The organism is Cupriavidus nantongensis (genome assembly GCF_001598055.1).
Taxonomy (GTDB): Bacteria; Pseudomonadota; Gammaproteobacteria; order Burkholderiales; family Burkholderiaceae; genus Cupriavidus; species Cupriavidus nantongensis.
Genome location: NZ_CP014845.1, coordinates 789,187 through 802,871, shown reverse-complemented (window position 1 = coordinate 802,871; position 13,685 = coordinate 789,187). Strand labels below are relative to the sequence as shown.

Below are 13,685 nucleotides of genomic sequence, written 5' to 3'. Positions count from 1 at the left end.
ATCAAGGCGTGCCGCCCGCGGCATCGATCCGGTAGACCCGCCCGCTGTTCGCGGACGTGCCCGGATCGGCCATCACATAGAGCGCCTGCGCGGCATCCACGCCGAACGAGAACACGCTGCCCGGCACCGTGACGTTCCAGTCGACCGGCTCGGTGGCAACGCCATCGCGATACACGAAGCTCTGCAGCTTGCCCGTGCACAGATCGGAGTAGAAGTAGCGCCCGCGCAGCGCCGGGCTGGCGCTGCCGCGATACACATAGCCGCCGACGATGGCACAGCCGCCTTCCCCATGGCCGTACTCGAACGCGGGCATGGTCAGCCCGCTCTTGTCGCAGGCGGCGGCACCCACGCACGCGGAGCCCTCGGTCAGGTTCCAGCCGTAGTTCAGGCCCGCGCTGGTGGACGGTGCCACGTCGACTTCCTCACGCAGGTCCTGGCCGACGTCGGCGATATACAACGTCCCGGCATCGAACGAGAACCGCCACGGGTTGCGCAGCCCGAGCGCCCAGATCTCGCCGCGGCTGCCCGACTGGCCCAGTAACGGGTTGCCTGCCGGCACGCCGTAGCCCGACGCGCCGCTGACATCGATACGCAGCATCTTGCCGAGCAGCGTTCCCGCGTTCTGCGCGTTGCCCGCCGGATCGCCGCCACCGCCGCCGTCGCCCGTGCCGATATAGAGCATGCGGTCGGGGCCGAAGGCGAGCTGGCCGCCGTTATGGTTGGAGAAGGTCGGATGCGGGATCGACAGCAGCACCGTGCCCGCGGTGTCGGCCAGGTCCGGGTTGGTGGCCGAGACCTGGTAGCGGGCGATGGTGATGGCGCCAGCTGTGTCGGTGTAATAGACGTAGAAGCGGCCGTTGCTCGCGTAGTCCGGATCGAATGCCATCGACAGCAGGCCGCGCTCGCCGTCGGTGGTGGTCAGCGCCTCGATATCCAGAAACGGCGTGGCCAGCAGCGCGCCATCGCGAACGATGCGGATACGGCCGGCGCGCTCCACCACGAACAGGCGCGCATCGCCGGCGGGCGCGGTCAGGAAGATCGGCGCGGAGAATTCGCCGGGCACCTGCGTCAACGACAACTGCATCGATTCCGGCGCACCGTAGGCCACGCTGGCGGTCGCACCCGTGCCCGCGGCCACTGCGACCACCTGCGTCGGCAGCTGCGGCTTGCGCAACGCACTGCCCGTCAGCACGCTGTCTGCGGTGATGGTGTAACTGCCTGGCGCCAGGTTGGACAGCGTGGTCGACTGCACCACGGCCTGGCGGAACTGGCCCGGGCCCGATACCGTGATGGCCGCCGGGGTCCCCGACGGCAGGCCCGAGATCGCAACCGTCAGCGAGCCGTTGCCGCCCGCGCCACCGCCGCCTCCTCCACCGCCAGAATCACCCGCACCGCCGCTTTCGCCGCCGCCACCGCCGCCCCCGCAGGCTGCAAGGCACACACAGCAAGCGATGGAGAAGCGGCGAAGCGTGTGGCGAAGTGCGTCGAGCATGGCGGGCTCCTGTGATGGTCGCGCCACCGCTGGCATGCGGGAACCGCTGCGCGGCCGCGCATGCGTTGCGCCGGCGGGTTCGGCGGCGGGGGCGCGTTTGCCCTTGTAAAATACGTCATGCGCGCGGCATCGGCCAACCACTGCAGGTCCGCGCGAAAGCGCGCATTCCGGACAACCAGCGATGCCAGCCAAGCCGCCCCCGCCTGAACACACCCTGCGCCACCCAACCGCCGCGCTCGAATCCCTGCTGACCGAGGTCCGCGCCTGCCGCGCCTGCGCACAGCATTTGCCGCTGGGCCCGCGCCCGGTGGTTCGCGCCGGCGCCGGCGCACGCATACTGATCGTCGGCCAGGCACCGGGAACGCGCGTGCACGAGACCGGCATTCCATGGAACGATGCCAGCGGTGACCGTTTGCGCCAGTGGCTCGGCGTCGACGACACCACCTTCTGCGACGCCTCGCAATTCGCCATCATCCCAATGGGCTTGTGCTATCCCGGCCGCGGCAAGGGTGGCGACAACCCGCCGCGCCCCGAATGCGCGCCCCTGTGGATGGACCGCCTGCTGGCGCAACTGCCGTCGATCGCGCTGACCCTGCTGGTCGGCCAGTATGCGCAGCGGCATTTCCTGGGCGCGCGCCGCAAACCCACGCTGACCGAAACGGTCAGGGCATGGCAGGACTATGCGCCCGGCTTCATCCCGCTGCCGCACCCGTCGCCGCGCAACCAGCCGTGGTTCAAGCAGCATCCGTGGTTTGAAGCCGAGGTATTGCCGATGCTGCGGGAGCGGGTGGGCCGCATCCTGCGGCATGGCCGTGCTCCCGCGGGTCTCAATCGCTGGCCGTAAAACCCGAGGCCGCGACCACCGGCTGCCACTGCGCGCGCTGCGCCTGGATCAGCTTGCGCAAGGAATCCGCCGGCTTGCCATTCATTTCCATGCCCAGCGTCGACATCTTGTCGCGCACCACGGGATCCTTGACGGCATCGAGCAGCGCCTTTTCGATCTTCGCCACCATCGGCGGCGGCGTCCCCGCCGGCACAAAAGCCGAATACCAGCCGGATGCCGCCTCGAAACCTGGCGCGCCCACCTCCGCCAGCGTTGGCACATCAGGCAGCAGCGCCGAGCGGCGAGTGCCGGTGACACCCAGGAAACGGATCTTGCCCGCCCGGTACAGCTCCATCTGCCCGCCCACCGCATCGATACCCAGCGGCAGCGTGCCGCCGATCTCATCGGTCAGCATCATCACTGCGCCGCGATAGGCGGTGGGCAGCAAGGGCACGCCGATCGCCTTGCTGAGCGACAGCACCCCGAAGTGAATGCTGCCGCCAAGCGTGACCAGTCCCACGCCGCCCTTGTCCCGGTTGCGCTTTACCCATGCCAGGTATTCCGGCATGGTCCGATAGGGCTGGTTGATGCTGGCGGATGCGACCAGCGGCACGTCGGCCAGGTAGGCGACGGGAACCAGGTCCTTGTCGGGGTCATAGGACAGGCTTTTGTAGGTCAGCGGAAAGATGGTGAACGGCGGCGCGGGCGAGATCAGCACCGTCTTGCCGTCCGGCGGCGCGCGTTTGACGTTCTCCAGTGCCAGTCGCGCCGAGGCGCCGGGGCGGTTTTCGACCAGCACCGGTGTGTCGAGCGAAACCCGCAGCTTTTCGGCAAGCGTGCGCGCGAAAATGTCGAGCGCACCGCCGGCCGCAAAGCCGACGACGATACGCACGGGCGCGTCGCCGCTGGCGGCGCGGGCCATGGCGGGAGCGGCACTGACACCCAGGGCCAAGACCAAGGCCAGCGCGGGGGCCAGCCGTTGCAGGGAATTCGGAAAGAGCGTGCGGGTCACTCCGGTTGATGGCGGCGGCCGCTTCAGGCGGCATCGAGTTCAGTGTGCGCTTCCAGTGGATAGATCGGGCGGCGCAGGTTGCGGAACGGAAACTGGCTGTAGTCCGAACTGCAGACGCCGGGGCCGGCCACCAGCACGATCTCGCTGGCGATCGGCTCGAACCCGGCGCGGAAATGCTGGCGCGACTTGATGAGGATGTACTTGCGGCGCGACAGGTCGATGCCCGCGTGCGTGAACACGCCGGTATCGAACGGCTCCTGCGGCTTTTCGCAGATCACCACCAACGTGCCCGCGACATCCAGCACCACGGTGCGGCCCAGGCTCAGCTTCATGCCGGTGAACATCGGACCGGTGACCTGATAGTTGCCGTCGGTAATGCACTGCACCCGCCCGGTCAGCCGCAGCGGACGGCCCTTCAGGTCCAGCGCCGGCATGTCGGTCTTGCCGCCCACATCCAGCGTGACGGACTGCCCGACGCCGGCGGCAATCAATTCCGCCACCGCCCCGGGGTCCCAGAACGGCCCGGCAACCACGCCTTCGAGCCCCTGGTGCAGGACTTCGCCCAACACTGTCATTTCGTCGGTTGGGCCGCCGGCACCACAGTTGTCGCCATGGTCCACCAGCACGACCGGACCTTGCGGGATCGCCTTCGCTCGTGCGATCGATTCCGCCATCGGCTCGATCGGGAAAACGAAATCAGCCCGGCGTTGCCACGCCATGCCGCAGAGTTCGTCGAGCAGGCGCCGGCCCGCTTCGATCGTGGTGGCTTCGGCCACGATCACCACGGCCAGCCCCGTATGCGGGATATCGGCCAGCGGAAAGCCCCCGAACACCGACGCGTTGAGCACCTCGCCATCGCGCTCGGCCGTCATCGCGCGCTCCATGATGTCCTTCATCGGTTGCGCGCGTGGGGTCTGGCGCAGCATGTGGGTCAGCATCGGCAGCGTGCGCCACAGCAAGACCGGCTGGGCCTCGCCGTGCAGCGCCGCCATCAGGGTACGGGCGGCGCGAGCGCCGGTCTCGTACACGTCCACGTGGGGATAGGTGCAATAGCCGGCGATCACGGTCGCATTGTCGACCAGGGCAGCGCTGAAGTTGGCATGGAAATCGAGCGCCACCGCGATCGGCATCTCCGGCGCGACGGCACGGATACGGGCCAGCAACTCGCCTTCCGCATCCGGATAACCCTCGGCCACCATGGCGCCGTGCAGGTCCAGCATCACGGCATCGCAGCCGGCGCGTACCGCCTCTACGATGGTGGCCGCCATCGACTCAAAGGCTTCGGCAGTGACCATGCCGCTGGGCACTGCGTTCGCCATCAACGGCATCACGAATTCGTCGCCCTGTTGCCGAGCGATATCGATGAATGCGGCCGCGGCGCTGTTGGTGCCCTGGCAGGCACGCACCGCGTCGTCGCCATAAAGCGGGCCGTCGGTGCTGCCGCGGTTGAACGCGCTCAGTGGCGTGGCAATCGGCGAAAAGGTATTGGTTTCATGCCGCATCAGGGCAATGACAAAACGCATGGACTGGCTCCGGCAGCGTCAAGGGTTCAGTTGGATTCGAGATCGACCGCGCGTGCGATGGCGCCGTAGCGGATCGATTCGGTCTGCAGGAAGCGGCGGGCCTGCTCGGGGGTGGACAGGACCGGCTCGTAGGAAAGCGTCTTCAGGCGTGCAGCGAAGTCCGCTTCATGCACGCTGGCCTTCACTTCCTGGTAGAGCCGGTCGATCACCGGGGCCGGCGTACCCGCCTTGACCACCAGCGCCAGATTGCCGCGCACCTGCAGTGCATCGGCACCACCCGCCCTCTGCGTTTCGAGGGCAGGAAACTGCGCAACCGGCTCCACCTGCAGCACGGCCAGCGGCTTGGCCTTGCCATCCTGGACGTAGTTGACCGAAGAGCCGATCACATCGACATGGGCATAAGTCTGGCCACCAATCAGATCCGCCATGGCGGGCGGCGAGCCGCGGTACGGAACAATGGTGAAGTCCAGGCCATTGCGGCGCTTCCAGTCGGCCAGGCCGAGGTGGGCGGCCCCGGCGACAACGTTGATGCTGATCGACACCTTGCCGGGATTGCGCTGGATATGCGATTTCAGCTCACTCAATGTCATCTGCTTGCGGTCGGCGCGCGTGATGATCCAGTGCGGCACGGTGCTGACGATGGTCACCGGCGTCAGGTCGGTATCGGGCCGATAGCGCAGGCCCTTGATCGTGTACGGATTGATACTGAGCGTGCCGTCGCTGGCCAGCAGCAGCGTGTTGCCATCGGCCTTTTCCTTGAGCACCGACGACACGCCCGGCACGGTCGCGCCGCCGGCGATGTTCTCCACCACCACCGGCTGCCCGAGCCGCTGTTCCAGCTTGCGCGCGAGCGTGCGGCCGATGATGTCGTAGGAACCGCCGGCCGGAAACGGCACGACCAGGCGCAGCGGCCGGTCGGGCCACGCGGTCGCGGCACTTGCGCAAGTGGCCGTCAGCACGGCTGCGCCGGCAAGCATGCAGCGCATGGCCGAGCGCAATCGGCATACTGCTTCCATGGGTCTCCTCCTGAGGTCTGATTGCCTCGTGATGGCTTGGAATGAATCAGGTGATGCGCCGACTATATGGGATTGGTTTCGATACCAAAAGCGAATTAAACTCGCTGTTTATTGAGCAAATGGTTAACCCACAAAAGAAACCTGTCGGCCCTGCCGTTGCCTGCCATGCCTGCCGAAACCTTCACCCATACCCTGCTTGGCCGCCTCAAGTTGCGGCATCTGCGCATCATGCTGGCGCTGAGCGAGATGCAGACCGCCGCCGCCGTCGCCGTGCGCTTCCATGTCAGCCCTGCCGCGGTGTCCAAGACACTGGCCGAGATCGAAGACATCGTGGGCATGCCGCTGTTCGAGCGCAGCCGCCGCGGCCTGCGGCTGACCGAGCCCGGCAGCGAGATGGCGGCGCATGCGGCGGTCTTGCTGGCGCAGCTCGAACGGCTTGCCGAATCGCTGGAGGCGGTACGTGCCGGCAGCCAGGGGACGTTGCGCATCGCGTTCCGGACCATGTCGGTGCAGCCCTTTCTGGCGCGGGCGATGAGCGACTTCTATCAAGATCATCCGCGTGTGGAGATCAGCGTGATCGAGGGGGGCATCGGCGAACTGGCGGATCAGCTTGTGGATGGCTCGCTGGACCTGCTGTTCGCCTATGACGATCCGCGCCTTTCGCTACCCGCGCTACGCGCGGCACCGGTGGTTCCGGCACAGAAGGTGGTGATCGTCGCCAGCCAGGACCATCCGCTGCTGACGCGCCGCAAGCTGACCGCGCGTGAACTGTCCGGGCAGCAGTGGTGTATTCCGGTGGCGGGCTCGCGCATGCTGCACCTGCTGCATTCGGCGTTCCAGGCGCTGGACGCGCCAGCGCCCACGCTAGGTATCCGCACCAGCGATGTGGCCGCCACGGCCAGCCTGTTGCAGGCCGGTCATTTCCTGGCGGTGTTTCCGGAGCGCATCGCCGCGCAGCTCACCCTGGCCAAGGTGGGAAGAGTGCTTCGCTTCGAGCTCGGCAGCCGCGTGGAGCCGGTGGTCGCGGTGTGGAACGACGAACTGACGCCGCGCACGCCGGCTCGCCTGTTTCGCGAACTCGTCATGCGCCGGGCCGGTGAGACCGTCATGGCCGAGCCGGTGCCGTTGCTGGCCGCGCGCGCGGTGGCGGCGGCCGGCGTGCGCAAGCGCTGAGCGGGAAGCCTTGCGGCCTGGCTCACTGCCCGCACAGCACCGCCGCCATCTCCTTCGCCGCGTCCTGCAGCGTCGGCACCGCCTGCAGCAACGCTTCCAATGAGGCCCGCGCGGTGGGCGCATGACAGGCGATCGCCGCCACCACCCGGCCCGATCCAGCGCCGTCCGGTTCGCGCACCGGCACCGCCACCGCGCACATGCCGCGCACGAATTCCTCGTGGTCGACGCCGATGCCGCGCGCGGCCAGGCGGTCGAGTTCGGCGTTCAGCGCAGCCAGGTCTGACAGCGTGCGCGGCGTGTGCGCGACGAGCTCGAGACGCCCGAGCGTCTGCTGTCGCTCCAGCCGGTTCATCGCCGACAGGAACAGCTTGCCGCTGGCGGTGCAGTGCAGCGGCACATGGATGCCGGGCGACAGCTGCAGCCGCAGCGGCTCGTGCGTTTCCACGCGCTCCACGTACAGCACACGGTCGCCGTCGAGCGCGGTCAGGTTGCAGGTCTCGCCCAGCCGCGCCACCAGCCGGGCCAGGATGCCGCGGCATTCGCGCAGCAGCGGCGGGCTGCGCAGCGTCTGCAGCGATAACGCCGCCGCGGCCGGCCCGGGCACATAGCCGCGCTCGGCCGGCATCCGCACCACGAAGCCGCTGCGCTCCATCGCTGCCAGCAGGCGCATCAGCGTCGCCTTCGGCACATGCAGCCGCTGCGACAGCTGCGACAGCGTTTGCGGCTGCTGCGCCCGCGCCAGGCTGGACAGCACCGCCAGCACGCGCAGGCTGCGGGCGTCTTCCTCCAGCGCGCCGTCCTCTGCTGCAGTGCGATTCTGAAACGGCATTGTCATGTTCTGTTTCACAACCGGCGTCTCCTCGCGATTGGGCTTTCCATTCCGGCACTAGAAAATAAAATCCGGAACAGAACGTTTCAGATTATAAATCCGAGCCGCGGGCTGCGCGCCCGCCGGCCAGAAACAGGAGACAGCGACGATGTCGCAAACCGTTGACTACATCGTGGTGGGCGCGGGCTCGGCCGGGTGCGTGCTGGCCAACCGGCTCAGCGAAGACGGCCGCCATTCGGTGTGCCTGCTCGAGGCAGGCCCGCCCGACCGCTACCCGTGGATCCATATCCCGATCGGCTATGGCAAGACCATGTTCCACAAGCAGGTGAACTGGGGCTTCTATACCGATCCCGATCCCAACATGCTGAACCGCCGCATCTACTGGCCGCGCGGGCGCACGCTGGGCGGCAGCAGCGCCATCAACGGCCTGATCTACGTGCGCGGCCAGCGCGAGGACTATGACCACTGGGCAGCACTGGGCAACCCGGGCTGGGGCTGGGACGACTGCCTGCCCTACTTCCGCAAGCTCGAGAACAACGACCTGGGCGCCGGGCCGACGCGCGGCACCGAGGGCCCGCTCAATGCCACCTCGATCGACCGGCGCCATCCGCTGGTCGATGCCTTCATCGCCGCCGGCCAGGCGCTGGGCCTGCCGCGCCAGACCGACTTCAACGGCGGCGACCAGGAGGGCGTGGGCTACTACCAGCTGACCACGCGCAACGGCTGGCGTTGCTCCACCGCGGTGGCCTACCTGCGCCCGGCGCGCGGGCGCGCCAACCTGCGCGTCGAGACCGATGCGCACACCACCGGCCTGCTGTTCGAAGGCAAGCGCGCCGTGGGCGTGCGCTACACCCGGCATGGCCAGCCCCATATCCTGCGGGCGCGGCGCGAGGTGATCCTGTGCGCCGGCGCGCTGCAGTCGCCGCAGCTGCTGCAGCTGTCCGGCATCGGCCCGGCGCCGCTGCTGCAGGACCTTGGCGTGCCGGTGCTGCATGCGCTGCCGGGCGTCGGCGAAAACCTGCAGGACCACCTGCAGATCCGGCTGATCTACGAGGTGGCCAGACCCATCACCACCAACGACCAGCTGCGCACGCTGGCCGGCAAGGCGCGCATGGGCCTGGAATGGCTGCTGCTGCGCAAGGGTCCGCTGGCGATCGGCATCAACCAGGGCGCGATGTTCTGCCGCGCCCTGCCGGAGGAAAGCGCCACGCCGGACACGCAGTTCCATTTCTCGACACTGTCGGCCGACATGGCCGGCGGCTCGGTGCATCCGTTCTCGGGCTGCACCTATTCCGTGTGCCAGCTGCGCCCGGCGTCGCGCGGCACCGTGCGGATCCGCTCGACCGACCCGTTCGAGCCGCCGTCGATGCAGCCCAACTACCTGTCGGCCGAACTGGACCGGCGCTGCACCGTCGCGGCGGTGCGCTACGCCCGGCGCGTGGCGCAGACCGAGCCGATGCGCGGCCTGATGAAGCGCGAATTCCGGCCCGGCGACGCCGTGCGCAGCGACGACGAGATCCTGCATTTCTGCCGCGAGTACGGCGCCACCATCTTCCATCCGTCAGGCACGGCCAAGATGGGACCGGCCGCCGACCCGCTGGCGGTGGTCGATGCGCGCCTGCGCGTGCACGGCGTTGGCGGGCTGCGCGTGGTGGACTGCTCGGTGATGCCCACGCTGGTCTCCGGCAACACCAACGTGCCGGTGGTGATGATGGCCGAGCGCGCCGCAGACCTGATCCGCGAAGACGCGCGGCGCGAGATCCACCACGCCGACGTGGTGGCGCCGATGGCCGCCGCGGCCTGAAGCAACCTGAAGCGGCAAACCGGCGGGGCCGGGCATCGATAACCACCAGGTCAGGCCCCGCATCGCATCGGCGTCCATAACCATTCCTTCCAGAGGACGCCGCCCACCACCAGAGGAGACAAGCATGACTAGCCCCAACGAACAGGCGATCCGCAAGGTCGCGCTGGCGTCCGTGATCGGCGCCACCATCGAGTGGTATGACTTCTTCCTGTACGGCGTGGTCGCCGGCCTGGTCTTCAACAAGCTCTATTTCCCCGGCGACGACCCGCTGGTGGCCACCATGCTGGCCTACACCACCTTCGCGGTGGGCTTTGTCACGCGGCCGCTCGGCGGCGTGATCTTCGGACACTTCGGCGACAAGGTCGGGCGCAAGAGCATGCTGGTGATGACGCTGATGATCATGGGCGTCTCGACCTTCCTGATCGGGCTGGTGCCGACCTATGACAGCATCGGCATCCTGGCGCCAATCCTGTTGCTGCTGCTGCGCGTGCTGCAGGGCATCGGCCTGGGCGGCGAGTGGGGCGGCGCGGTCCTGATGGCGTACGAGTACGCGCCGGCGCACCGCAAGGGCTTCTACGCGTCGCTGCCGCAGATCGGGCTGGCGATCGGGCTGTGCCTGGCCTCGGGCGTGGTGGCGCTGCTGTCGCTGACGCTGACGGATGCGCAGTTCCTGGCCTGGGGTTGGCGCGTGGCGTTCCTGATCTCGGCGGCGATGGTGTTCGTCGGCATGTATATCCGGCTCAACGTCAAGGAAACACCGGAATTCGCCGCGGTCAAGCAGCGCAATGCCGAAACGCAGATTCCCTTTGTCGACATGATGCGGCGCTACCCCGGCAATATCGTCAAGGGCATGGGCGCGCGCTATATCGACGGCGTCTTCTTCAACATCTTCGGCGTGTTCTCGATTACCTACCTGACCCAGACCGTCAATATCAGCCGCACGCAGGCGCTGGTCGGGGTGATGGCGGCGGCGATCGCGATGTGCTTCTTCATCCCGTTCTTTGGCCACCTGTCCGACCGCATCGGCCGCACGCGGGTGTATTTCTGGGGTTCGCTGATCACCGCGCTGTCGGCCTTCCCGGCGTTCTGGCTGATGCTGAACAGCGGCGGCAACACCATGCTGCTGTGGCTGTCGATCGTGGTGCCGTTCGGCATCCTCTACGCCGCGGTGTACGGGCCGGAGGCGGCGCTGTTCTGCGAGCTGTTCGATGCCCGGGTGCGCTATACCGGGATCTCGTTCGTCTACCAGTTCTCGGGGATCTTCGCTTCCGGCATCACGCCCATCATCGCCACGGCGCTGCTCAAGTCGGGCGGCGGACAACCGTGGCAAATCTGCGCCTACGTGGCGTTCGCGGGACTGGTGTCGGCGCTGTCGGTGGCGCTGATCGGACGGGGTGCGGGCGCCGCGGCGCCGCGCGAAAGCGGCGTGCCGCTGCGCGGCCCGGCGCGCTGAACCCAAGGGCCGCTGGCGCCGTCGCGGCAGGCCGGCAATGTCTTAGAATGGCACCACGCTAATGACAGGGACATTGCATGCAAGCTTCGGACGGCACCGGCGGCGCTGGCGGCACCGCTGCCCCGCTCCTGCCCAGGGTGGTGCGCCAGCGGCTGCACGACACCGTGGTCGACCACCTGCGCAACTTCATCGTCGAAGGAGTGCTGGCGCCCGGCATGAAGCTGAACGAGCGCGAACTGTGCGAAACGCTGGGGATCTCGCGCACGCCGCTGCGCGAGGCGCTCAAGGTGCTTGCCGCCGAGGGACTGATCGAGATCTCGCCCAACCGCGGCGCCAGCGTCTCGCGCATGAGCGAGGCCGAGGCGTGGGAGGCGTTCGAGCTGATGAGCGGCCTGGAAGCCTTCGCCGGCGAGCTGGCGTGCGAGCGCATCACGGCCCCGGAACTGGCAGAGATCAAGGCGCTGCATTACGCCATGCTGGCCTGCCATGCGCGCAACGACCTGCCCGGCTACTACAGCCGCAACCAGGAAATCCACGACCGCATCGCCGCGGCGGCGCGCAACCAGACCCTGCTGCAGACCTACCTGACGCTGAACCGGCGGCTCAAGGCGATGCGCTTCCGCTCCAACCACCAGACCGACAAGTGGGAGCGCGCGGTGCACGACCACGAAGACATGATCCGCGCGCTCGAAGCCCGCGACGGCAAGCGGCTGGCGGCGATCCTGCGCCAGCACCTGCTGGACAAGCGCGCCGCGGTGATGCAGATCCACCCGGATCCGGCCAGCGCGCCTGCCGTGCCCAACGCCTGAGCGTGGCGCCACGTCAGCGCCATCAGCGCCGCGTCGCCAGGATGCGGTAACCGCGGCTGCAATGCTCCTGCGCCGCGGCGCGGGCTTCATCCGGATCGTCGAACAGGCCGGCCTGGGCAATTCCCGGCACCAGCACGGCCTCGCCGGACTCCGCGCCGAGGAAACGCCCGTCGCGCGACTGGACGATATACAGCACGTCCGCCCCAACCTCTCCCACCGGCTGGCGCCAGCCGGCAGACTGGCCCAGGCGCCGCTGTCCGGGCATGCTGCCGCCGGCGCCGGTTTCCTGCTGCCCGTTGTCCGTCCCGCCCGCGCGGCGCGCCACCTGCAGGTTGTTGCGCACCTCGTTGACGCCCAGCACGTCTTCGGCCAGTTCTTCAATGCGGTACTTGATGCCGCGCTCGGCCACGGTGCCGGTCAGCGTGACGATGCCCGAGCCGACGTCGACGGTCACGTCCGAGACGTCGTCGTCGGCATGCGCCAGCCGTTCGCACAGGTCGTCGCGGATGCGCGCGTCGGTGCGCTGGTAGTTCTTGGGCAGCCGGCGCGATGCGGTTCGCGCCGGGATGCCGGGACGGTACTGCTCTTCCGGGGCTTCGCCCTCTTCCGTGCCATAGCGCGCCTGCCCGTAGCCAAAGCCGGCGCCGCCCGGATTGCCGCTGCGCCAGTGGTGTGCCTGGCGGGTATCGCCGGGCTCGCCATAGCCGCGGTTGCGCCACGTTTCCCTGATTTCCGACGGTGGATAGTCTTTCATGGATTGCCCTCCGATCTGAACGCGCGTGTTGCGCCATTGCTGGCGCCGTGTCTGCTATCGATAGCATCATCCATGCCTCGCAACCGGTCACCGCTGGGCGCAGCGGCTCGCGCGCGACGGGCCCGCCCCGCCGGGGCGCACCGCGCAAGCGCGGCACCGATCGAAGTTTTTACACGGTGGCGCCGTGCCCGGGCCGGTCGAGGTAGCCGCCGACGATGCGCACCAGCAGCGGCAGCTTGCCGGTGAAGAAGTGATCCGCGCCCGGCACCACCACCACCGGCAGCGCCTGCGGCCGGGCCCAGTCGAACAGCGCGGCCAGTTGCGCGCGCTCGTCGCGCTCGCCATGGACCACCAGGCAATCGGCCGGCACGGATGGCGTGTCATAGCTGCGATGCCCTTTCACCACGCCATAGGGGGTGCCCGTCAGCACCAGGTGGCGGATCGGCACCGACTGCGCCGCCAGTGCCGCGGCGACATGGGTCATGACGAAGGCACCGAAGGAGAATCCGGCCAGCGCCAGCGGCAGGCCGGGATGCGACTGACGCAGGTGGGCGACCACCGCCAGCATGTCCTGCGCCTCGCCGCGGCCCTGGTCATGGGCGCCGCCGGAGCCCTCCACGCCACGGAAATTCGGCCGCACGGTCAGGTAGCCGCGCGCCACCAGCGCCTTGGCCAGCTGGTGCGGCACCTTGTGCGTGGCCGAGCCGCCCAGCAAGGGGTGCGGATGGCCCACCACGGCAATGCCGCGCGGCTCGCCTTGCGGTCGGTCGACCAGCATTTCAATCGGGCCGGCGTCGCCGTCGAGCGTGGTCTTTTCGGTACCTGACGCAAGCGCCATGCGTTCTCCACAAGAGGTTGAGTGACTGGGGCAATGCGGTCCGCGCAGCGCCCGAAGCCCGTGATGTTACTGCGATGGCGGCGAGCATGCCGACTGCGGCCGCCCCGGCGGCGCGGGCATGGATGCGTATCAATTTGTCACAGTGTGCCCGATGCGCCG

At 68.3% G+C, this 13,685-nt stretch carries 12 protein-coding genes; 5 read left to right on the top strand and 7 right to left on the bottom strand.

Translation table 11 applies throughout. The features are described from left to right. Position 1 precedes the first annotated feature (1 nt). Positions 2–1,492: a PQQ-dependent sugar dehydrogenase gene (locus tag A2G96_RS24865; RefSeq protein WP_062802862.1), complete on the bottom strand. Its 1,491-nt coding sequence runs from the start codon at positions 1,490–1,492 to the stop codon at positions 2–4. Positions 1,493–1,673: 181 nt separating this feature from the next. Between A2G96_RS24865 and A2G96_RS24860 the strand changes: the two genes are divergently transcribed. Further along, entirely contained in the window at positions 1,674–2,336 is a 663-nt protein-coding gene (locus A2G96_RS24860) for a uracil-DNA glycosylase family protein (RefSeq protein ID WP_062802861.1), read from the top strand. On the opposite strand, the gene A2G96_RS24855 is transcribed toward A2G96_RS24860, so the two are convergent. Genes A2G96_RS24855 through A2G96_RS24845 form a run of 3 tightly spaced genes read right to left on the bottom strand, consistent with a single transcriptional unit; the run spans position 2,320 to position 5,866 of the window. Next, entirely contained in the window at positions 2,320–3,327 is a 1,008-nt protein-coding gene (locus tag A2G96_RS24855; protein ID WP_150124244.1) for a tripartite tricarboxylate transporter substrate-binding protein, read from the bottom strand. The two genes, A2G96_RS24860 and A2G96_RS24855, sit on opposite strands and share 17 nt — an antisense overlap. Positions 3,328–3,350: 23 nt before the next feature. Continuing rightward, entirely contained in the window at positions 3,351–4,850 is a 1,500-nt protein-coding gene (locus tag A2G96_RS24850) for a M81 family metallopeptidase (RefSeq protein WP_062802860.1), read from the bottom strand. Positions 4,851–4,876: 26 nt separating this feature from the next. Then, positions 4,877–5,866, bottom strand: a complete 990-nt coding sequence (locus A2G96_RS24845) for a Bug family tripartite tricarboxylate transporter substrate binding protein (protein ID WP_062802859.1) — start codon at positions 5,864–5,866, stop codon at positions 4,877–4,879. 165 nt (positions 5,867–6,031) lie between these two features. Between A2G96_RS24845 and A2G96_RS24840 the strand changes: the two genes are divergently transcribed. Further along, on the top strand, positions 6,032–7,039 hold the full coding sequence (locus tag A2G96_RS24840) for a LysR family transcriptional regulator (protein WP_062802858.1): 1,008 nt from the start codon (positions 6,032–6,034) through the stop codon (positions 7,037–7,039). Between the two features lie 22 nt (positions 7,040–7,061). Here A2G96_RS24840 and A2G96_RS24835 read toward each other — a convergent pair whose 3' ends face one another. Beyond that, a complete protein-coding gene (locus tag A2G96_RS24835; protein ID WP_062802857.1) occupies positions 7,062–7,886 on the bottom strand; it encodes an IclR family transcriptional regulator in 825 nt (274 codons plus the stop codon). A gap of 130 nt (positions 7,887–8,016) precedes the next feature. On the opposite strand from A2G96_RS24835, the gene A2G96_RS24830 reads away from it, so the two are divergent. The 3 genes from A2G96_RS24830 (at position 8,017) to A2G96_RS24820 (ending at position 11,934) form a co-directional block, all read left to right on the top strand. Further along, positions 8,017–9,672: a GMC family oxidoreductase gene (locus A2G96_RS24830; protein ID WP_062802856.1), complete on the top strand. Its 1,656-nt coding sequence runs from the start codon at positions 8,017–8,019 to the stop codon at positions 9,670–9,672. 124 nt (positions 9,673–9,796) lie between these two features. Further along, positions 9,797–11,125 carry an MFS transporter gene (locus A2G96_RS24825; RefSeq protein ID WP_062802855.1) on the top strand — a complete coding sequence of 443 codons (1,329 nt, stop codon included), beginning with the start codon at positions 9,797–9,799 and terminating at the stop codon, positions 11,123–11,125. Between the two features lie 77 nt (positions 11,126–11,202). Further along, entirely contained in the window at positions 11,203–11,934 is a 732-nt protein-coding gene (locus tag A2G96_RS24820) for a GntR family transcriptional regulator (protein WP_062802854.1), read from the top strand. A 22-nt stretch (positions 11,935–11,956) separates the two neighbouring features. Here A2G96_RS24820 and A2G96_RS24815 read toward each other — a convergent pair whose 3' ends face one another. After that, positions 11,957–12,688, bottom strand: coding sequence for a BON domain-containing protein (locus A2G96_RS24815; protein WP_062802853.1), 732 nt, complete (start codon positions 12,686–12,688; stop codon positions 11,957–11,959). A 169-nt stretch (positions 12,689–12,857) separates the two neighbouring features. Further along, positions 12,858–13,526, bottom strand: coding sequence for an alpha/beta hydrolase (locus A2G96_RS24810; protein WP_062802852.1), 669 nt, complete (start codon positions 13,524–13,526; stop codon positions 12,858–12,860). Positions 13,527–13,685 lie beyond the last annotated feature (159 nt).